The sequence below is a fragment of the Stenotrophomonas sp. GL_111 genome (assembly GCF_057835245.1).
The window spans coordinates 4,222,879-4,244,228 of record NZ_CM174421.1; the positions used below are offsets into that span (position 1 = coordinate 4,222,879).

Below are 21,350 nucleotides of genomic sequence, written 5' to 3' on the forward strand. Positions count from 1 at the left end.
TGAGGTCGGGCATAGGGGCGTGCCGACCAACGGTCGGCACCTACCCCAGCAACCAGCCGCGCATCGCCGCGCTGACGTCTTCCGGCTTCTCCATCGGTGCGAGATGCCCGCAATCGGGCAGCACCACCAAGGTCGATCCGGGCACCAGCGCATGCATCTCCTCGCTGATCGGCAACGGGGTGATGCGGTCGTTGGCGCCGCACACGATCAGCAGCGGGTCGCGATAGCTGGACAGCACGTCGCGGCCATCCACACGGTCCAGCGCGCTCTGGCGCAGGAATACCTCGGCACCCAGCCGCGCGGTCATGTCGCGCACGCGCTGCACCAGTACGTAGTCATCCAGCCGCGAGGCGTCGATGTAGCTGCGCATCAGCTTGTCACCGAAGCCGTGGAACGTGCCCGGCAGTCGCACACTGGTCCGTTGCGACTGGCGCTGCGCGGCACGCTCGGGGGAATCGGCATGGAGGGAGGTATCGACCAGCGCCAGTTTCAGCACGCGCTCCGGTGCGCTGCGCAGGATCTGCTGGGCGACGAAGCCACCGAGCGAGAAGCCCGCCAGCGCAAAGCGTGCCGGGGCCTGCGCCAGCACGTCATCGACCACCGCCTGCATCGTCTCGCCACGGGTCTGGTCGCCCACGGTGCAGTCGGCGATATCGGACAGGTCGGCCACCTGCGCGCGCCACAGCTCGGCGTCGTTGAGCAGGCCGGGGAGCAGCAGCAGGGGGAGTCGGTCGGTCATGCGCCATTGTCGCGCGCGCATCGTGCACGCGCCGTGCCGGCAACGACTCAGTGTGTTGCGGTATCCGGTGTTTCCGGCACGGCACCATTGAAGCGTTCACTTGCGGAAACGGCATTCTCCACCGGAGGTGCGTGGAGGGCAACCAGGCTCCATCAAGCGAGAGAACGGAGGCTGGGTTGTGCTGACCATCGGCGTCGGATGAGCCAGGAATCAACCATCAAGCCCGATGAGTTCACTTGTGATTGCACGGTCCTCGGCTTCTACCGTTCACGTCCGAATATCCGCTCGGAAGGATATAGTCCGCTCGGCAACCAGGGCGACTACAGGTTCCTTCAATACATGGCGTGCCAAGCGTGATCCGAAGCCATGAGGGGTACGAATATCCACCTGTCCAGGGAGGTGAATGATGTCCAAAGTACCAATGATCACGTTGTGCTTTGTTCTCGCATGCATGCCCTCTGCGTGTGAAGCCACCGACAAGGTGAGGCTGCAATCACTGCCTGCACAGATAAGAGCCAATATTCTGGCTGCGCAGAAGCAACCCGACTGCGTGCGTATCGTTGAAGCCTACGTCTTGCGTACCAGGGCCTGGAAATCGACGACGTACTTCGTATCCATATCACCGCCTGTGGCGGGTGGCCGAGGATTTGCCGTGTTGCATGAGGATGAGCTTGCCGATCCGCTGTCTACAGGCGAACGCAAATCGTTCCATGTAGAGCTGGATCTGTCATGCAGCAAGGTGGCTGAAGAATTCCGGTTTCAGTAGGGGCCGCACGGTGGCGTGAACAGGGCGCTGGTCACGCTGGCGACTCGGGCACCTGCACGCTCTGTACCGGCAGCGTCACCACCATCACGGTCGGGTCGTCCGGGTCGAGCTTGGTCTTGAAACCCAGGCTCTGGCACATCGCCAGCATGGTGCTGTTCTCGCGCAGCACCTGGCCTTCGATGATGTTCAGGCCCAGCCACTGGGCGTACTCGATCATGATGCTCATCAGGCGCCAGCCGATGCCATGGCCCTTGAGGTCCGAGCGGATCAGGATGCCGTACTCGCCACGGTCGTAGTCGGCATCGGCGTGCAGACGCACCGCGCCGAGCATGTCGCCGCTGCGCGGATCGATCGCGACCAGCGCGATGGAGCGGGCGTAGTCGAGCTGGGTCAGGCGCGCGATGAATTCGTGGCTGAAATGCTTGACCGACTGGAAGAAGCGCAGGCGCAGGTCGTCGTCGGTGACGCGGGCGAAGAACGCGCGGAACAGGGCGTCGTCCTCCGGGCGCACCGGTCGTACGAACGCCGGTGAACCGTCGGACAAGGTGAGCGTGCGCTCCCATTCCTTCGGATACGGGAACACCGCAAAACGCGGATGACCGCGGCCCTTGTGTAGTTTGCGCGAGGGCGCGATGGCCACGCGGGCGTCGAGCGCGATGACGCCGTCGCGGTCGGCCAGCAGCGGGTTGATGTCCAGCGTGCGGATCTCGGGGATGTCGGCGGCAAGCTGGGCCAGTTTGACCAGCACCAGCGCGACGGCGCGCTCATCGGCGGCAGGCACGTCGCGGTAGGCCTTGAGGATGCGCGAGACGCGGGTGCGGCCGATCAGTTCATGCGACAGGCGCAGGTCCAGCGGCGGCAGCGCCAGCGCCTTGTCATCGATGACTTCCACGGCGGTGCCGCCGCGACCGAACACCACCACCGGGCCGAAGGTGGGATCGTCGGCGATACCGGCGATCAGTTCGCGTGCCTTGGGCCGCACGATGGTGGGCTGCACCAGCACGCCGTCGATGCGCGCATCCGGGCGCTTTTGGTGGGCGCGGGCGAGGATCGAGGTGGCGGCGGCGTGCACGGCCTGCAGGCTGCCGATATTGAGCCGCACGCCGTCCACATCGGACTTGTGCGGGATATCGGCCGAGAACACTTTCACTGCCACGGTGGCGCCCTGTTCGAGCAGCGGCTGCGCCAGGTCCATGGCCTCGTGTGCATCGCGTGCCAGCATCACCGGCGCCGATGGAATGCCGTAGGCGGTGAGCAGCTGGTGGGTGGCGATCGGGTCCAGCCAGTGCTGGCCCACGGCCAGTGCGGCCTCGACCAGCGCGCGCGCGGCGGCGGTGTCCACCACGAAATCCTCGGGCAGGCTGGGCGGGGTTTCCATCAGCGCGGCCTGGGCGTCGCGGTAGCGCACCAGGTGCTGGAAACCGCGCACGGCTTCGGCCTCGGTGGGATAGGTGGGCACGCGTGCGGCGTTGAGGGTGGCGGTGGCGCGGTCGTCGTTGCCCAGCCACACCGCGAACACGGGTTTATCGCGGTGGTGGCGCGGGCGCAGGCCGAGGGTGCGGGTGAGCGCCTGCGCGGCGTCGGCCGAGGAGGTGAACGCGGTGGGTACGTTGACCACCAGCACGGCGTCGTTTTCGCTGTCGGACATCAGGGCGTCGATGGCCGCGGCATAGCGCTCGCCATCGGCGTCGACCACGATGTCGACCGGGTTGCTGCGCGACCAGCCTTCGGGCAGCACGGTGTCGAGCTGGGTGACGGTGGCCGGCGAGAGTTCGGCAAGGCTGCCACGCAGCGCCAGCAGCTGGTCGACGGCGAGGCGACCGACGCCGCCGCCGTTGCTGAGGATGGCCAGGCGGCGGCCGGGGAAGGTGCCGAGGCGGCCAAGGGTTTCAGCAGCGGTGAACAGTTCGTCCAGGGCGCTGACGCGGAGCAGGCCGGCGCGGTTGAACGCGGCACCGTAGACGGCATCGCTGCTGGCCAGGGCCTGGACGTGGGTGTCGGCATCAGGATCGATGCGGATATGGCGGCCGGATTTGACCACGACAACCGGCTTGGCACGCGCAGCGGCACGCGCGGCGGACATGAACTTGCGCGCGTCGCGGATGTTTTCGACGTACAGCAGAATCGCGCGGGTGCGGTAGTCGGTGGCGAAGTAGTCGAGCAGGTCGCCGAAGTCGACGTCGAGGGTGTCGCCGAGCGAGACCACAGCCGAGAAGCCGACGGAGCGGGCGACACCCCACTCGACGAGGGCGGCGGCGATGGCGCTGGATTCGGAGATGAGGGCAAGGTCGCCAGCCTGGGGGAAGTGCGCGGCGATGCTGGCGTTGAGGCGGGCATGCGGGGCGATGACGCCGAGGCAATGCGGGCCGAGGATGCGCAGGCCTTTGGCGCGGGCAGCGGTTTCGACCTGGGCGGCGAGCGAGCCGGGGCCGTGGCCGAGGTTGGCGGTGAGGATGATGGCGGCGCCGACACCGCGTTCGGCGGCGGTGGTGATGACCTGGGGAACGATGCTGGCGGGCGCGGTGATGACGACGAGTTCGGGCACCCAGTCGAGGTCTTTGAGGCGTTTGACGGTACGGATGCCGTCGATGTCGCTGTAGCGGGGGTTGATCCAGGCGACTTTGCCGGGGAAGCCGGTGGCGCGGAGGTTGCGCATGACGGCGCGGCCGGCGGAGCGTTCGCGGGGGCTGCCGCCGATGACGGCGACGGATTGCGGGCGGAACACGGACTGAAGGTGGTAGGTGCTCATGGGGCGGAACGGTCACCGGGGCGCGTGGGTACACGGTACACGGGTGGGGGTGCGCTGGGCATGATCTGGCGCAAGATCCGGCATCTGCGATCTGCGTCAACGTCAACGTCAACGTCAAAAGCGTCGGCTGTTTTGGACTTGGCGCCTGGGCATGGGTCGGTACGCCCCCGACGGGACACGCCGTGAACCCGTCCATGGGGGCTCGTCCACAACATCCATGTTGTGGACGGTCCCGTCGGGGGCGTACCAACCCATGCCCTCCGTTGAGTACATGCAACCGGTGGGTTTGGTAGAGCCACGCCATGCGTGGCTGCATGCCACCCCATTCGACTACAACAGCGTGCCGCTCAGAATCATCGCCGCAATGCTGAAATGAATGACCAGGCCGGTACGCTCCCGCCGGGAGCGCACCAACCTCGGTGGGTTTGGTAGAGCCACGCCATGCGTGGCTGCGTGCCACCCCGCTCGACTACAACAACGTGCCGCTCAGAATCATCGCCGCAATGCTGAAATAGATGACCAGGCCGGTGACATCCACCAGGGTGGCCACGAACGGGGCCGAGGCGCTGGCGGGGTCGAAGCCTAGGCGTTTGAGGATGAAGGGCAGCATCGAGCCGGACAGGGAGCCGAAGGTGACGATGCCGACCAGCGCCGCGCCGATGGTGAGGGCGAGCAGCTGCCAGTGTTCGCCGTAATCGTGCAGGCCGAGCAGCTGCCAGGAGACGATGCGGATCATCGCCAGCACGCCCAGGATGGTGCCGAGGGTGAGGCCGGTGGGGACTTCGCGCAGGGCGACTTTCCACCAGTCGCGCAGGCGCAGTTCGCGCAGGGCCAGGCTGCGGATGAGCAGGGAGGTGGCCTGGGAGCCGGAGTTGCCGCCGGAGCTCATGATCAGGGGGATGAACAGGGTGAGGACGACGGCGCGGGCGAGTTCGTCTTCGTAGTGCTGCATGGCGCTGGCGGTGAGCATTTCGCCGAGGAACAACACGCTGAGCCAGCCGGCGCGCTTGCGGATCATTTCGAAGAAGCCGATCTGCATGTACGGCTTTTCGAGGGCTTCCATGCCGCCGAACTTGTGCGCGTCTTCGGTGGATTCCTCGATGAGGGCGTCGAGGATGTCGTCCACGGTGACGATGCCCAGCACGTGCAGCTGGGCGTCGACGACGGGGATGGCGAGCAGGTCGTGGCGGCGGATGAGCTGGGCGACTTCTTCCTGGTCGAGCATGGCGTCCACAGTGACCGGGGGATTGACCTGGGCCACGTCGAGGATGGGCTCCTCGGGCAGGCCGGTGATCAGCCGGCGCATGGTGACCACCTGCACCAGCACGCGGCTGTGCGGGTCCAGCACGTAGATGGCGTAGACCGTTTCGCGGGTGCGTTCGACTTCGCGGATGTGCTGCAGGGTGCGGCCGACGGTCCAGTCGGCCGGGACGCTGACGAACTCGGTGGTCATCAGGGCGCCGGCGGTGTGCGCGGGGTAGCTGAGCAGCTGCTGGATGGACTGGCGCGATTCGGGGCTGAGCAGCGGGATCAGCCGCGCGCGCTCGTCATCGTCCAGTTCGTGGACGATGTCGGTGGCGCGGTCATCGGCCATCAGCCCGAGCAGGGCGGCGGCGCGGGCGACCGGCAGCGCGGCGACCAGGTCACCACTGCGGTTGAGCTCGGGCTGTTCGAGCATCTTGACCGCGCGCGACAACGGCAGCGCGGCCAGGGTGTCGGCGGCGCGCGACAGCTCCAGCGTATTGAGGAATTCCACCGCGTCGGCGGTGTTGTACTGGGCCAGGGGCGCGCTCAGGGTGGCGGCATCGGCCACCGGGCGCAGCAGGTCTTTCTGGTTCATCGGGTTCGCCTGTGGGGATCGCCTTGCGCGACGCCAGCGGGGGCGAACCGGCCCGATGTCAGGCGGCAGCCATCACTGGCGTCGAGCAAGGTCGACTTCTACTGTCGCTGGACATGGGTTGGTGACTCCGGAAGGGTGTACTGGCGGCCGCACGGATGTGCCGACAGCGGCGGGCAGTCTGGACCCGGGCGCCGATGGGGTCAACCCGCTGCCCTGCCCTGCTGTTGGGCCGGGATTGGCGTTGCTCACACGTCCCGGTCGCATAATGGGCTGCGGCCACCGGTCGCCGCCCCGCGCCGCGGGGTGCGCCTCCCCGACTCGACGTGGCCACGATTCCATGAGCAGGTTCCCCCATGCATAGCGGCGCCCTCGAGCTGGCCCTGGTGCTGCTGCTGGCCGCGGTGATCGCAGTGCCGGTGTTCAAGAAGCTCGGGCTGGGCGCGGTGCTGGGCTATCTGGCCGCCGGCGTGGTGCTGGGCCCGGACGGGCTGGGCTTCGTGCAGGATGCCGACCGCATCCTGGGCGCCGCCGAGATCGGCGTGGTGATGCTGCTGTTCGTGATCGGGCTGGAGTTGTCGCCGGCCCGCTTGAAAGTGATGCGGCGTTCGGTATTCGGGGCCGGTGCGTTGCAGGTGGCGCTGAGCGCGCTGGTGCTGGGCAGCCTGTTGCTGCTCGACCAGTTCCAGTGGAAGAGCGCGCTGATCGTGGGTATCGCGCTGGCGCTGTCGTCCACTGCGGTGGGCCTGCAGCTGTTGTCCGAGCACAAGGCGATCAACAGCGACTACGGGCGTTTGGGCTTTGCCATCCTGCTGTTCCAGGACCTGATCGCGATCCCGCTGCTGGCGGCGATTCCGCTGCTGGGCGGGGCGCGCAATGAAACCCTGCACTGGAACGACGTGGCCATCGCGCTGGGCGCGCTGGCGGTGGTGATCCTGTGCGGGCGGCCGGTGCTGCGCCAGCTGTTCAACATCATCGCGCGCACGCGCAGCCCGGAGGTGTTCACCGCAATGGCGCTGCTGGTGGTGCTGGGCACCGCCTGGTTCATGCAGGAAGCCGGGCTGAGCCCCAGCCTGGGCGCATTCCTGGCCGGTGTGCTGCTGTCCGATTCGGAATTCCGCCACGAGCTGGAATCGCAGATCGAGCCGTTCAAGGGGCTGCTGCTGGGCCTGTTCTTCATCGCGGTGGGCATGGGCATCGACCTGGACCGGGTGGTCGCCGAGCCGTGGATGATCGCCGCGGGCGTGGCGATCCTGCTGCTGGTCAAGTTCAGCCTGCTGTTCGGCATCGGCAAGCTGGCCAAGCTCAGTTCGCGCCACGCGATACTGCTGGGCAGCGTGCTGTGGCTGGGCGGCGAGTTCGCCTTCGTGGTGTTCAACGAAGCGCAGCGCGCGCAGCTGCTGGGCAATGCCAACCATGACCGGCTGGTGGCCATCGTCGGCCTGTCGATGGCGATCACGCCGCTGCTGATGATCGCGCTGATGCGTCTGCTCGGCCGCGATGACCAGGCCAAGGCCAAGGCGCCGCCGGCCGACAAGGTCGAGATCGAGGGCAGCCAACCGCAGGTGATGATCGCCGGCATGGGTCGCTTCGGCCAGGTGGTGGCACGCCTGCTGACCGCGCAGAAAATTCCCTTCGTGGCGCTGGAATCCAACCCGGATACGGTTTCAGACCTGCGCCGCTTCGGCAACAAGTTGTTCTACGGTGACCCGACCCGTCCAGAAATGCTGCGCGCCGCCGGGGGCGAGCACATCCGTGTCTACGTGGTGACCCTGGATGACCCGGACGCGAACATGCGCGCCACCCGTCTGATCCGGCGCATGTACCCGGATGCGGTGGTGCTGGTGCGCGCACGCAATCGCCAGCACGCCTGGCGGTTGATGGACATGTCGGCCGAACCGTTCCGCGAGGTGTTCGGCACCAGCCTGGAACTGAGTGAGCGGATGCTGGTGGCGCTGGGCATGTCGGCGGCCACCGCGCGCAGCCACGTACAGCGTTTCCGCGAGCACGATGAAAAGCTGCTGCGCGACCAGTACCTGGTCTACGACGATGAAACGGCGGTGATCCAGACCTCGCGCGATGCGCGCGCCGATCTGATGCACCTGTTCGAGGCCGATGCGGAGAGCGAGGGCAAGGCCGCGCGTGGAGAGGGGGAAACGCGCGGGAGTTGAGCGGTGCGCTGCGGGGGTGACGAGCATGCCGATGCACGCGTGCGAACTGGACCGACAACGAATACAGGGAATACGGCTGCCAATGGTGGCCCAGCGCAGCGCATCCTTGGCCTGAGCCCCGTTGGCTGCGGGTTTCCGCCAGCCAGAAAGAACTTACCCCGGCCGCGTGCCAGTGGCAGAGACGGTACCGGGGTATACGGGGCCAGCGTACCTCGCCCGGGGCGACGGCTCAAGTGAGGCCACTCATGATTATTGAGATGGATTCATGGCTTCCGATAGCTTTGAGGAATGGCTTTCCGAGGAGCGCTTTGCGCGCTACCTGCGCTGGGCAGATGGCTGCCGAAGGCGCGCCGCCGAGCTCTATCGACTGAACATGCAACTCAGCGAGAGCTTCTACCCGTCCCTGCATACGCTGGAAGTCCTGCTGCGCAATCGCATTCACCACGCGCTGGCCGGTACCGCGAACACCGCGTGGTATCTCCCCGCGTCCAGGGTTCTACAGACCGTACAGCAATCCGACCAGGTCCATCGCGCCCTGTCGGACCTGCACCGACGCCGCAGGCCAATGGTCCCGGGCACCATCATCTCCACGCTGACGTTGAGCTTCTGGACCACCATGTTCAACACCGAGTACGAGGTGCTGTGGCAGCAAAAGCTGCATGGCATCGTCGTGCCACCGGCACGGCGCGGACTGCACCGGAAACACTTCTCGGGCCCGTTGACGGAGATTCGGCGGTTGCGCAACCGCATCGCACATCACGAACCGATCCTGCACTGGCCGCTGCAGACGCAGCATGATCGCCTGATGTGGCTGATGGCATGCATGTCGCCCTCGACCGCTCAGTGGTGTCGGAAACATGATCGTTTCCGTTCGCTGTACCCGGCCAGCGGTGTCGCGCTCGTCAGCTGAGTACCGACCCACGGTCGGCACCCACCGCGTCGCCGCGTGGATCGGTAGCGCGTTCGCTCAACCGTTGTCGCGCAGGAACCGGGCCATCGACGAGACGCCGGGGACGCGGGGTTCGAACTCGCCGGCGACGTCGATGAAACCGCGCATCACCGCGATTTCGCGCGGGCTACGGTTGAGCGCATCGCGCACTTCCGGGTCGGCACCGGCGCGCAGCAGGCGCTGCACCAGCAGCGGCAGCCCGTGCAGGGCGGCCAGATGCAGCGGGCCGAAGCCGCGCGGATCGCGCACGTCCAGCGACACGTCTTCATCGAGCAGGCGTTCGACCGCAGCCAGCACCACCTGCTCATCGCACGCGGTGCCCGGTTCGGCACGCGCACCGAGCAGCAGCAGCAGCGGCGTGACCGAGCCCGCGGCGGCCTGGTCGGGTTCGGCCCCGGCCAGCAGCAGGGTGTCCAGCAGCGCCAGCAGCCGTGCACGGTCACGTGCGCTGAAGCCGTACAGCGCGGCGCAATGCAGCGGGCCCAGTTGCTGGGCGTCGCCGGCATGCACGTTGGCACCGGCGGTGAGCAAGCGCGCGACGATGTCGGGCAGGCCCAACGCCGATGCCAGCATCAACACGGTCACCCCGCCCGGCAGGCGGTATTCGAGTTCGGCACCGGCATCGAGCAGGGCCGAGACGATGTCGATCTGGCGCATGCTGACCGCCGCCGACAGCGGTGTAGCACCACTGGCGGCCGCGTGCTGGGGGTTGGCGCCACGCGCCAGCAGCAGGTCGACCACGGCCAGCTGGCCACCGCCGGCGGCGCGCAGCAAGGCGGTACAGCCCTGCGCGTCGACCACATCCACCGCGAATCCAAGATCGATCAGGCGGCGCACCGCATCGGCGTCGCCGGCCATGGCCGCGGCTGGCAGGTCGCCATCGCGCAGCGCGCGACGCGGCAACGGCCACACCCGCCAGTCCAGCCAGTCGGCCAGATCACGGCGGCCGATCGACAGCGCCACGCCCAGCGGCGTCTGGCCATCGGCGGCGCGCGCTTCCGGCGAGGCACCCTGTTGCACCAGCAGCTTCAGCGAACCTTCGCGGGCCAGCGCGGTGGCCAGGTGCAGCGCGGTCATGCCATGGCTGTCGCGGGCTTCGCGGTCCACGCCCAGCGACAGCAGCGCCTGCTGCAGGCGCAGCCAGCCCAGCCGGACCGCCAGCGACAACGGCGGATCGCCGGCCGGGGACGGCGCGAACGGATCAGCACCGCGTTCAAGCAGTTCCAGCGCCAGCTGTTCCAGCCCGCGCGAGGCGTGGTCGTGCTGCGCGCAGGCGCTCAGCAGGCGGGCCAGGCCGCCACGACCAGCCGGCGACAGGCCACGCCGGAGCAGGACCTGCAGCGCCGGTACGGCGTCGATGCCGCGAGCCAGCAGCGCGAACATCGGGGTATCGGCGCAGGCATCCAGCACTTCCGGGGCAGCGCCGTGCGCCAGCAACCAGTCCACCGCATGCGGATCCAGCGCCAGTTCGGCATCGTGCAGCAGGCCGCCCAGTTCTTCCGGCGCACACAGCCGCGCCAGCGAAGCCATGCCATCGACATTGCCGAAGCTCAGCGCTTCGCGCAGCAGCTCCAGCGGCGGGCGGTCCGGTAATGCAGACGTGCCGGTGTCGGTATCGCTGCTGGCGGTGAGCCCATCGCTGACCGCGGCCGGCAGCGGGTAGCTGCGGTCGAGCAGCGAGACAATTGCCCAGCGCCCGGCGCTGGCGGCGATATCCACCGCGCGGCGGCCCTGCGGGTCCGGCACATCGGCGGCGATGCCCAGGTCGAGCAGGCGGCGCACCAGCAGCGGCGACACGGTGTCGGCCATGCAGGCCAGCAGGACCGCGTTGCGGCCTTCGCCATCCACCGCGTTGAGCTCGGGCTGGTGCGGCAGCAGGTGTTCGATCACCGCGGCACGGCCACCGCGCGCGGCTTCCAGCCACGGCGTGCGCGACAGCGCGTCGCGCGATTCCAGGTTGGCACCGGCGGCGAGCAGTACATCGATGATGTCGACGTGGCCGGCCAACGCCGCTTCATGCAGGGCGCTGCGGCGCTGGCGGTCGCGCGCATCGGCGCGCGCCTTGTGCTTGAGCAGCAGCTGCACGCCGGCCGGATCGTCTTCTTCGGTGCCGGCCGCGGCCAGCAGCACGGGCGTGCCTTCGGCCGGCTCGGTCTTGGCACCGCGTTCAAGCAGGAACTTGGCCAGGCGCCAGTTGCCGACCTGGCAGGCCACCGCCAGCGGCGACCAGCCTTCCCGGTTGAGCGCGTCGACTTCGGCGGCGGCGTCACGCAGCAGCGCGGCCACGCCCGGGTCGGAGCTGCGAGCGGCGTGATGCAGGGGGGTGTTGCCTTCGCCATCCACGGCGCGCGAATCGGCACCGTTGGCGAGCAGGGTCATCACCGCTTCGGGGCGACCGTGCCAGCTGTCGCGGGTGGCGGCCAGCAGCGGGGTCATGCCGCGATGCGGGGCGTTGATGTCCACGCCACGCGCGATCAGCTCGCGCAGCAGGCGCAGGTCCGGCAACACGGCGGCGAGCACGACCAGGCTGCGCTGGTCGCGCCAGTTCGGATCCGGCGCGCCGAAGGGGTCGGCGCCGGCGGCAAGCAGCTGCAGGGCGCGGTCGACGCGGCCACTGCGCGCGGCTTCATACAGGGCCGGCAGGCGTTCGTGCTGGCCCAGCGCTTCCAGCGGCTGCGGCGGATGCGCGGCATCGGCGAAGGCATCGGCCGGCGTGCTGTCCAGGTCGAGGTGGGTCCGCGTGGCCAGCGTATCGGCCGGTGGGATCGACTGCAGCAGCAGGTGCGCCAACGGCGAGAGCACCACCACGGCAATGGCCAGTGGCCAGCGCAGGCCCTCGGCGACCAGGCCCGGCCACGCCGGGATCACCACCAGCGCGCAGACCGCCACCACCAGCGCGGCCACGGCCAGCCCGCGCCAGGCGCTCAGGTCACGCCCGGACAGGGCCTGCCAGTGCCGGCTCAGGCTGCCGTCACTGCGTTCGAGTTCATTCCACAACGGCCACGTGCGCCACACCCCAAGCAGCGCGGCGCTGACCGCAACGCTCAGGCCAAGCACCGCGGCCAGGCTGCCGCTGTCGTGCAACGCGCCCAGCGGCCAGGCCACCAGCGCGGCGAGCAGCAGCGGGCCGGCCAACCACGGCACCAGCAGCGCCGGTACGTCCTGACGGGCCAGCTGCGCCAGCGCGGGGACCGGACGGGTCCGCCGCCACCACGACACGCCCAGCGCGAACGCCGGCTGGGCCAGCGCGGCGCCCAACGCACCCGGGATGCCGCCGAGCACGCTGGCCAGCGCCAGCAGCGCGCCGACGCCGAACGCGGTGGCCAGGGCGCGGGAGCGCAGGGATTCAGTCATTGCGGCGCGGCACCCGCACGGGCGCGACCGGGGGCGGTGGCAGCTGCAGGTGGAATCCGCGCTCGGCCAGGTTCGCGCGCACTTGCGCGGCGTCGGCCAGGGCAAGGCGACGGTCGGGAGTGAGGGCAACTTCGAGCACGAATGCGAACGGCGCCAGCGTGGCTTTCAACGCATCGGGGATGGCGTTGAAGTCGTCGCGGACGGCGAGGTAGACGAAGGTGTCCTGCTTGCGTTGGCTTTTGTAGACGTAGGCTTGCATTGCCCGCGGGGCTTGGCCCTGGGAGAGAGTGGGATGATTGTGGAGTAAAGCAGGCAAGGGGGAAAGCCGCATCACGCGCGCGGCGGCGGTTTACCGGCGCGCGGCAGATTCAGGTTCATCAATGTCGCGGCGTTGTTCAGGTGGCGCGGCGGCTGCGCGCGGCCACCGCTCCAGTGGAACGGTGGCCGCCAAGGGCCTTACTTCACCTTGGCGTAGGTGCCCTTCAGCGCAACACCGGCCATCAGCGTGCCGGCATAGCATTCGTAGTTGGTGCTGCTCTTGAACTCGTTCTTCTTGTAGTAGCTGACGATGTCGACCACGGCGTTGCCGCCGCGCGACTTGGCGCCATCCTGCAGCGCGCGCAGCGCCGACAGGGCGACCCAGCGGCAGGCGTCCTCGTCGGACTTGTTGGCGGCGTTGGTCTTCTTGTTGGTCACGTCCTCACCCAGGCGCTGCTGGACGTTGACCTTCTCCCCGGCCAGGTAGAAGCGCACGCTGCCATCGATTCCGGCATCGCGGGCGGCCTGGGAATTGACCAGTTCGCGCAGCGACTGTTCAACGCGGGTGTCACGGGCCTGGGCGGTGCTGGCCAGGGCGAGCAGCGCGGTGGTGGCGATCAGGGCAAAACGACGCATTCAAACTTCTCCTTGTTGGTAGGGCGCGGAATGACACAGGGGGGACACAGCCCGCCGGCGACGGGTGGGCTACGGCTTTCAGTCCTGCCAGCGACGGAAGATCAACGAGGTGTTGATGCCGCCGAAGGCGAAGTTGTTGCTCATGACGTAGTCGGTCTGCAGGCGGCGGCCCTCGCCCCGGATGTAATCGAGCGCGCCACAGCGCGGATCGACCTGCTGCAGATTCAGGGTCGGGGCGAACCAGCCTTCGCGCATCATTTCGATGGTCAGCCACGCCTCGAACGCACCGCAGGCCCCGAGCATGTGGCCGACATAGCTTTTCAGCGAGCTGATCGGCAGGGTGGGCCCGAACACCTGTGCGGTGGCCTGGGTCTCGGCGATGTCGCCATGGTCGGTGGCGGTGCCGTGGGCGTTGACGTAACCGATCTGCGCCGGCTGCAGGCCGGCATCGTCCAGCGCCAACCGCATCGCCTGGGCCATGGTGTCGGCGCTGGGCTGGGTGACGTGCTGGCCGTCGCTGTTGGTGCCGTAGCCGACCACCTCGGCGAGGATGGTGGCCCCGCGCGCCTGCGCGTGTTCGAGCTCTTCCAGAATCAGGGTACCGGCGCCCTCGCCCAGCACCAGGCCGTCGCGGTGGGCATCGAACGGGCTGGGCGTGGTCTGCGGCGCCTCGTTGCGCACGCTGGTGGCGAACAACGTGTCGAACACGGCCGCGGCGGTGGCATCGAGCTGCTCGGCGCCGCCGGTGACCATCACCAGCTGCTTGCCGCTGCGGATGGCTTCATAGCCCGCACCCACGCCCTGGCTGCCCGAGGTGCAGGCGCTGGAAGTGGTGTAGACCCGCCCGGACAAACCGAAGAACACCCCGATGTTGACCGGCGAGGTGTGGCTCATCATCTTCAGGTAGGTGGTGGCGCTGATGCCTTCGGTGGTGTGCTCGTGGAGCATCCGGCCGAACTCGGCCGTGGCTTCGTGGCTGCCCGAGGACGAACCATAGGCGACGCCGGCCATGCCACTGCGCAGCACCGGGTGGCCGAGCAGGCCGGCCGCTTCCAGCGCCAGTTCGGTGGCGCGCACCGACATCACCGCCACCTTGCCCATGCTGCGGGTGGTCTTGCGGTTGTAGTTGGCAGGCAGGTCGTAATCCTGCACGGGGGCGGCCAGGCGGGTATTGAGCCCGTCGAACACTTCCCACTCGGGGATGTAGCGCACGGCATTGGTGCGTGCATGCAGGCGCTCGCGGATGCTGGCCCAGTCATGCCCCAACGGGCTCAGCGCGGCAGCGCCGGTGACCACGACGCGACGATCGGTTCGGCTCATCAGACCATGCCTCCATTGACCGAAATCACCTGGCGGGTGATGTAGCCGGCCGACTCGGACAGCAGGAAGGACACCGCGTGGGCGACCTCCTCCGGCTGGCCCAGGCGCCCGGCGGGAATCAGTTTGAGCGCGTGCTCGACCACTTCCTCGTTGACCATCTCGGTCTCGATCAGGCCCGGCGCCACGCAGTTGACGGTGATGGCGCGGCTGGCCAGTTCCAGCGCCAGCGCCTTGGTGGCACCGATAATCCCGGCCTTGGCCGCGCTGTAGTTGGTCTGCCCGCGGTTGCCGACCAGCCCCGATACCGAGGACAGGGTGATGATGCGGCCGGGCTTGCGCCGGCGCACCATCGGCATCACCAGCGGGTGCAGCACGTTGTAGAAGCTGTCCAGGTTGGTATGCACCACGGCGTCCCAGTCCTCGGCGGGCATCGCCGGGAAGGCGCCATCGCGGGCGATGCCGGCATTGCAGACCACGCCGTAGTAGGCGCCATGCGCCTCGACGTCAGCCTCCAGCGCGGTGCGCGCAGCATCGCGATCAGCGACGTCGAACGCCAGCACGCGGGCCTGTCGCCCCAACGCCTGGATCTGTGCGACCACCGCCTGTGCTTCCTCCACGCGGCTGCGGCAATGCACCACCACGTCGAAGCCGTCGCGCGCGATCCGCAGCGCCACGGCGCGGCCGATGCCGCGGCTGGCGCCGGTCACCAGCACTGTCAAATTCCCTGTCATGCCTCTCCACTCTCCAGATAGGCCATCGCATCGCGTGGTTCGAACACGGATACGTTGGCGACTGCCAATTCGGTCGTGCCTGCCAGGATCCGGCAGGCGAACATGCCCAACCCATTTTCGCCCATCAGCTCGCACTGCGCCTCCACCCGCAGGCAGCTGCCCGGGGTGAAGTACGGCTGGTGCGCGGTATAGCGGCGGGTGCCAAGCAGAAAACCGATCGAAGGCTCCGCCCCGGCCTGGCGCGCGCGGCACCCGGCCCAGGCGGCGATCGCCTGCGCCATGTATTCCACCCCGACCCAGGCCGGCACGCCCTGCGGGCTGCTGAACAGGCCGTGGGCAGGCACATCAACCTCGACCACGATCGCCTCGGGCTGCCAGGCGATCACCCGGTCGATCAGCCGCATGCTGTCGCGGTGGGGCAGCACCGCATCGATGTCATCGGGCAGCCACATGCTCAACCCCGCGCCAGGGCCAGCACGGCATTGCTGCCGCCGAAGGCGAACGAATGGCTGAGCACGTGCTGCGGCGCGCGCGCGGCACGGGCGCCGGGGGCAACCAGCGCCAGCGCGGGCAGTGCCGGGTCGGCCACGCCGTCCCACCAGTGCGGTGGCAGCTGCTGGAGCGGGTTGTCGGCCAGAGTCATCCAGCACAGCGCCGCCTCGATTGCCCCCGACGCGCCCAGGGTGTGCCCGGTCAGCGGTTTGGTCGAACTGGCCGGCACGCCGGTACCGAGCACGGCCGCCACCGCCTGGCTCTCCATGGCATCGTTGTGGCCGGTGGCAGTGCCGTGCAGGTTCACGTAGTCGACCTGCGCGGCGGTCAGCCCGGCGCGCTGCAGCGCCTGCTGGATCGCATCGATGGCGCCACGCGCCTGCGGATCGGGCGCAGACATATGGTGCGCATCGGACGATTCGCCCCAGCCGGACAGCTGCACCGGGCCAGGCTCACGGGTCATCACGAACAGCGCCGCGCCTTCGCCGATGTTAATGCCGTTGCGATGCAGCGAGAACGGGTTGCAGCGCGCCGCCGAAACCGACTCCAGCGCGCTGAAACCGGCCACGGTGAACCGGCACAGCGAATCCGCACCGCCGGCCACCACCGCATCCACCACCCCGGCACGCAGCAGACGCGCGGCCGACATCAGCGCCTTGGCGCTGGAGGAGCACGCGGTGGACAGCGTCCAGGCCGGGCCGCAGCTGCCGATGCGCTCGCGCACGAAGCGCGCCGGGCTGCCCATCTCCTGTTGTGCGTAGTGGAAGTCGGCCGGCCAGTGGCCGTGCTGGTGCTGCGTGCGCAGTGCATTCTCCGACTCGCCGATGCCCGACGTGCTGGTGCCGATGATCACGGCGACGCGCTCGGCGCCATAGCGCGCGATCGCTGCATCCACTGCCGGGCGGATCTGCAGCAGCGCGCATTCCAGCAGCGCGTTGTTGCGCCCCCGCAACGCCACCGGCAGTGCTTCCAGGCTGGGCAGCGCGGCGCGGACCTCGCCCAGCGCCAGGCGACGCCCGGGCATGACCGTGTCGTTGTCGTGCAGGCCGCCGGGCTGGTCGGCGAACAGACCTGCGCGCACCTGTGCACGATCGGCGCCGAGTGCGCAGACCACGCCCAGTTCATTCAAATAGATCGCACTGCTGCTCACGGTTGCGCGTGTCCCATGTCCAACGATTCAATCACCAGTTCGTAGCCCTCGGCCAGGTTGCGCAGGCGCACGCGCCCGTCGGGCAGCGGTTCGCGTACCAGCCAGGGCGTGCCCTGCAACTCCAGGCTGCGCACGTCGCCGTCTTCGCGCAGGCTCCAGCCGCTGGGCAAGGCCGCGCGGATCGCCGCGGCCGGCCACAACGCGAACTGCAGGTCATCCAGCACCCGCTCACCGCGCACCTGCGGCGGCAGCCATGGCGCGCGGGTCTGCTCCAGGGTGTGCCCGTCCCAGACCATGCGCACGCCGGTCTGGCCCATGGCCTGCACCGCCAACCGCACCTGCTCGCCGTCCGCTTCCAGCAGCGCGTCGAGCTCGCGCTCGTGGCTGCCGAAGCGGAACTGCAGGCGTTGCTGCAACTGCAGCGGCTGCGGCAAGGCCGCAGGCGCCAGCTGCAGGGTGGGCAGCTGCACCTTCGGCGCGGGCATGCCGGTGCTTGCGCAGGACGCCAGCAGCAGGCACAGCAACAGGGTTGCGATCAGGCGCTGCACAGTTCCTCCAGCACCCGCAGGCGCCGACCGCTGTCATCGGCCACGTACGGATTTTGGGTATCCCAGGCGTAGCCCGCGAGGATCGAGGAGATCATGCGGCGCACGTCCGGCTGCGGATCGGGGTGGTAGATGATCTTCTGGAAGCCACCGGCATACCAGGCCTCCACGAAGCGGCGGAAGGTCTTCACCCCGGCGCGCAGCGGGATGGAATAGTCCTGTTCCCAGTCCACCGTTTCACCGGCGTGCTCGCGCGCCAGGCAGGCGCTGGCCAGCTGCGCGGACTTGAAGGCGATGGTCACCCCGGAGGAGAACACCGGGTCAAGGAATTCGCCGGCGTTGCCGAGCAGCGCGTAGCCCTCACCCCACAACGAAGACACGTTGGCCGAATACCCGGTGATGGTGCGCACCGGCAGCACCGCCCATTCGGCGTTCTTCAGCAGACGGGTCAGGTTGGGGTCTTCGCCGACGATGGCGCGCAGCTTGTCTTCGTCGCTGCCCGGGTACTTCGCGAAGAAGCTCGGCTCGGCCACCACGCCCAGCGAACAGCAGCCGTTGGAGAACGGGATGGTCCAGTACCACACGTCCACGTGCTCGGGATGGGTGGTGATCAGGATCTTGTTGCGGTCAAAGCCGGCATCGGCGGGAATGTGGTCGCGCACGTGGCAGAAGATCGCCCCGCGCACCGGGAAGTTGGACGGCGACTCCAGCTTCAGCAGGCGCGGCAACAGACGCGCGAAACCGCTCGCATCGAGGATGAAACCGGCTTCGATGACGTACTCGCTGCCGTCCGGGCGACGCACCTGCACTCGTGCGGGGCGGCCGGGCTCGACGGCCAGCACTTCGTCGCCAAAGCGCAGCGTGGTGCCCATGCGCTCGGCGCCACGGGCCAGCACGTCATCGAAGGTGGCGCGCTGTACCTGGTAGGTGGTGCCCCAGCCGGGTGAGAACTTGTCGCGGAAGTCGAACTCGGTGGTGGCCTCGCCGCGCACGAACGCGGCGCCGTTCTTGTACTGGAACCCGGCCTCGACCACGTCCTGCAGCAGCCCGGCCGCTTCGATGTACTCCATGCTCTGCGGCAGCAGGCTCTCGCCGATGGAGAACCGCGGAAAGTGCTGGCGCTCCAGCATCAGCACCTGGCGGCCCTGCTGGCGCAGCATCGCCGCGGCCACCGAGCCGGCCGGGCCGGCACCGATCACGAGGATTTCCGTACGTTCCACCGCGGCCTGCGCGGAGGCGGATTCAGCCACTTGCGGGTTCATCGATACTTCCTTGATCAAAGAGGTGAGAGGACAAGGCGGGTTGCCCGGACAGGGCGTGCTCAGTGCGCCGCATCGTGCGGTGGTGGGCGGAACAACGGCGAGATCAGCCAGACCAGGCCGATGCCGAACAGCAGGGTCAAACCGAACGCACGCAGCGCCGGCGTCGCCGACAGGCCGAGCAGGCCGAACGACAGCCAGGTGCTGGCCGCGCCCACGCACACCGCCAGCCAGGCGCTGGCATCGCCCCGGTGTTCCACCAGGAAGATGCCGTAGTCGATGCCCATACCCAGCAGCAGCATCAAGGCCAGGATATTGAACAGCTGCAGCGGCTGCCCGAACAGCCCGAGCAGGGCCAGGGTCAGCGCGCCGGCCACCAGGGTCGGGGCGAACACGCGCCAGGCCTGCGCGCGGTAGCGCCAGTACAGCACCGCGAACACCAGCACGATCCCGACCAGCAGCAGCACGCTCATCAGCTTGCGGTAGTGCTTGAGCAGCTTGGAGAAATCGGCGGTGCGATCCACCCAGCGTACGCCGTCGATGCCCTTGGCCTGCGCCTGCAGCAGGCTCAGCCCATCGGCGCGCGAGAGGTCATCCACCATCACCACCGAGGCCATGCCCTGCCCCACCTTGCCCAGCCACAGGTGGCGGAACGGCATCGCCGCCGGCGAGGCCAGGAAGGCCTCGGCCTGCAGATCCTGGGCGGCGTAGTCCGGGCGCAGCAGCGGCTCGCCGACGGCCGCGCCGACCTTCTCCAGCACCTGCGGCTCGACCTTGGCGGTCAGTGCGGCATCGGCGTGCTGGCGCTGCACCGACGGCAGCCACTCGCTGATCGCGCGGTAGCCGCCGATCTGCTTGTCGGCAGCCAATACACGCAGACGCTCGATCAGGGCCTCTTCGCGCTGCAGCACCTGCTCGGCGGTGTCGCCCTGCACCAGGTAGAACTGCGCCGGGCTGGGCAGGCCCAGCATCTGGCTGATGCGGATCTGCTGGGCGATCAGTGCCGGCGGCGAGGACTGCAGGCTGCGCAGGTCATCATTGCTGGTCAGCCGCGTCATGCCGAACGCCGAAAGCAGCGCGATCACGCCGAGGAAGACCACGGTCCTGCGCCCCTGCAGGCGCGGCCAACGCTCCAGCGTGCTGCCCAGCCACCGGGCGAAGCGCGTGGTGCGGATCTGCCCGCCATCCAGCCACGGGAACCAGAAGATCACGGTCAGGAATGCGGCGGCCAGCCCGACCACCGAGAACAGCGCCATCTGGCGCAGGCCCGGGAACGGTGCCAGGCCAAGCGCCAGGTAGGCCAGCGCGCTGGTCAGCAGCGCCAGCCACAGGCCTGGCAGCAGATGCCGCAGCAGCTTCCAGCGGCGGTCGGCCGGTTCGGCCTGGCGCGAGGCGAACCAGTGGATGCCGTAGTCCTCGGCGACGCCGACCAGCGACGCGCCAAATACCAGGGTCAGCACGTGCACCTTGCCGAACACCAGCACCGTCACCGCCAGCGCCACCCCGCAGCCGATCAGCAGCGAAGCGCCCACCAGCAGGATCGGGCGCAGCGAGCGGAACGCCAGCCAGACCAGCAGCAGCACGGCGGCCAGCGAGCCCCAGCCGATGGTGTTGATCTCGCGATTGGCCTGTACCGCGGCCGCCTCGGCATGCAGCGGCACGCCGGCGCGGAGGATTTCCAGACCGGGTGCATGCGTGCCCGCAGCAGCGGCGGCCTCCTCCAGCAGCGCGTCGATATGGCGTTCGCCATCGAGCTGGAAGGCCGAGCCCACGGTGTCGTACTGCACGATGGACCAGTGCTTGCCGTCGGCCTCGAGCAGGCCGTCATCGCCCATCTGCAGCCCCGAGCCGAGCGCGCGCTCCTGCCACCACTGCGGCCACAGCGACAGCGGATCCTGTCGCCACTGCGTCAGGCGCGGCGCCCCCATCGGGCCGTACAGCGCGGCCAGCGCCGATTCGGACAGGGCATCGGTCGAATCGTCCTGCAGGCGCTGGCGCTGCGTGGTGGTGAGCAGGCGGTCGCGGTACGGCGCGTAGAACGTGCGCGCCTGCTCGAACCAGCCTTCGATCGAGCCGCTTTCCTGCAGCAGCGCCTTGCCCTGCGCGCTGTCACGCAGGGTGTCACGGAACGCCTGTTCGGCTGCCTTGGTCTGCGCCGCGTCCGCACTGCCCAGCAGCACCACGATCTGGCGCGCGTTGGCATCGGCGATGCGCCGGGTCACATCGGACAGCAGCCGGTCGTGTGCATCCTGCGGCAACAGCGCCAGGATGTCGGTATCGATGCGCGCTTCGCTTTTCCATAGGTGCCACTGCTGCGCGCCCAGGCCGATCAGCACCAGCAGCCACAGCACGGCCAGCCAGCGCCAGACGCGCTGCAGGCGGCCGTCGGCCATC

The 21,350-nt window shown here is 68.7% G+C and carries 16 protein-coding genes; 3 read left to right on the forward strand and 13 right to left on the reverse strand.

Translation table 11 applies throughout. The features are described 5' to 3' along the window. Positions 1–40: 40 nt before the first annotated feature. On the reverse strand, positions 41–739 hold the full coding sequence (locus AC3IPM_RS18765) for an alpha/beta fold hydrolase (RefSeq protein ID WP_489301746.1): 699 nt from the start codon (positions 737–739) through the stop codon (positions 41–43). A 406-nt stretch (positions 740–1,145) separates the two neighbouring features. Here AC3IPM_RS18765 and AC3IPM_RS18770 point away from each other — a divergent pair, with 406 nt between their 5' ends. Further along, complete coding sequence (locus AC3IPM_RS18770; RefSeq protein ID WP_489301747.1) at positions 1,146–1,505, forward strand: hypothetical protein; 360 nt, start codon at positions 1,146–1,148, stop codon at positions 1,503–1,505. A gap of 31 nt (positions 1,506–1,536) precedes the next feature. Here the strand turns inward: AC3IPM_RS18770 and AC3IPM_RS18775 are convergent, their stop codons facing one another. After that, positions 1,537–4,254, reverse strand: a complete 2,718-nt coding sequence (locus AC3IPM_RS18775) for a bifunctional acetate--CoA ligase family protein/GNAT family N-acetyltransferase (RefSeq protein WP_489301748.1) — start codon at positions 4,252–4,254, stop codon at positions 1,537–1,539. A gap of 469 nt (positions 4,255–4,723) precedes the next feature. Continuing rightward, positions 4,724–6,094, reverse strand: a complete 1,371-nt coding sequence (gene mgtE / locus AC3IPM_RS18780) for a magnesium transporter (protein WP_489301749.1) — start codon at positions 6,092–6,094, stop codon at positions 4,724–4,726. A gap of 353 nt (positions 6,095–6,447) precedes the next feature. On the opposite strand from mgtE, the gene AC3IPM_RS18785 reads away from it, so the two are divergent. Both AC3IPM_RS18785 and AC3IPM_RS18790 read left to right on the forward strand, forming a co-directional pair. Further along, a complete protein-coding gene (locus AC3IPM_RS18785; protein ID WP_489301750.1) occupies positions 6,448–8,262 on the forward strand; it encodes a monovalent cation:proton antiporter-2 (CPA2) family protein in 1,815 nt (604 codons plus the stop codon). A 265-nt stretch (positions 8,263–8,527) separates the two neighbouring features. After that, the gene (locus tag AC3IPM_RS18790) at positions 8,528–9,172 is read left to right on the forward strand and encodes a hypothetical protein (RefSeq protein ID WP_489301751.1); all 645 of its coding nucleotides are present in this window, start codon (positions 8,528–8,530) and stop codon (positions 9,170–9,172) included. Between the two features lie 57 nt (positions 9,173–9,229). Here the strand turns inward: AC3IPM_RS18790 and AC3IPM_RS18795 are convergent, their stop codons facing one another. The 10 genes from AC3IPM_RS18795 to AC3IPM_RS18840 form a co-directional block, all read right to left on the reverse strand. Beyond that, complete coding sequence (locus tag AC3IPM_RS18795) at positions 9,230–12,565, reverse strand: ankyrin repeat domain-containing protein (protein ID WP_489301752.1); 3,336 nt, start codon at positions 12,563–12,565, stop codon at positions 9,230–9,232. After that, the gene (locus AC3IPM_RS18800) at positions 12,558–12,824 is read right to left on the reverse strand and encodes a YcgL domain-containing protein (protein WP_489301753.1); all 267 of its coding nucleotides are present in this window, start codon (positions 12,822–12,824) and stop codon (positions 12,558–12,560) included. Before AC3IPM_RS18800 ends, AC3IPM_RS18795 begins: the two co-directional genes overlap by 8 nt. A 197-nt stretch (positions 12,825–13,021) precedes the next feature. Continuing rightward, complete coding sequence (locus AC3IPM_RS18805) at positions 13,022–13,459, reverse strand: excinuclease ATPase subunit (RefSeq protein ID WP_489301754.1); 438 nt, start codon at positions 13,457–13,459, stop codon at positions 13,022–13,024. 78 nt (positions 13,460–13,537) lie between these two features. Then, positions 13,538–14,779, reverse strand: a complete 1,242-nt coding sequence (locus tag AC3IPM_RS18810) for a beta-ketoacyl-ACP synthase (protein WP_489301755.1) — start codon at positions 14,777–14,779, stop codon at positions 13,538–13,540. Further along, on the reverse strand, positions 14,779–15,510 hold the full coding sequence (gene fabG, locus AC3IPM_RS18815; protein WP_489301756.1) for a 3-oxoacyl-ACP reductase FabG: 732 nt from the start codon (positions 15,508–15,510) through the stop codon (positions 14,779–14,781). Before fabG ends, AC3IPM_RS18810 begins: the two co-directional genes overlap by 1 nt. Next, a complete protein-coding gene (locus AC3IPM_RS18820; RefSeq protein WP_489301757.1) occupies positions 15,507–15,962 on the reverse strand; it encodes a hotdog family protein in 456 nt (151 codons plus the stop codon). Before AC3IPM_RS18820 ends, fabG begins: the two co-directional genes overlap by 4 nt. 2 nt (positions 15,963–15,964) lie before the next feature. Then, a complete protein-coding gene (locus tag AC3IPM_RS18825; protein ID WP_489301758.1) occupies positions 15,965–17,152 on the reverse strand; it encodes a beta-ketoacyl-[acyl-carrier-protein] synthase family protein in 1,188 nt (395 codons plus the stop codon). Beyond that, a complete protein-coding gene (locus tag AC3IPM_RS18830) occupies positions 17,149–17,700 on the reverse strand; it encodes a DUF3261 domain-containing protein (protein WP_489301759.1) in 552 nt (183 codons plus the stop codon). The genes AC3IPM_RS18825 and AC3IPM_RS18830 overlap by 4 nt, the downstream gene beginning before the upstream one ends. Then, complete coding sequence (locus tag AC3IPM_RS18835) at positions 17,688–18,959, reverse strand: NAD(P)/FAD-dependent oxidoreductase (protein ID WP_489301760.1); 1,272 nt, start codon at positions 18,957–18,959, stop codon at positions 17,688–17,690. Before AC3IPM_RS18835 ends, AC3IPM_RS18830 begins: the two co-directional genes overlap by 13 nt. A gap of 59 nt (positions 18,960–19,018) precedes the next feature. Then, positions 19,019–21,349, reverse strand: coding sequence for an MMPL family transporter (locus AC3IPM_RS18840; protein ID WP_489304216.1), 2,331 nt, complete (start codon positions 21,347–21,349; stop codon positions 19,019–19,021). Position 21,350: the final 1 nt, after the last annotated feature.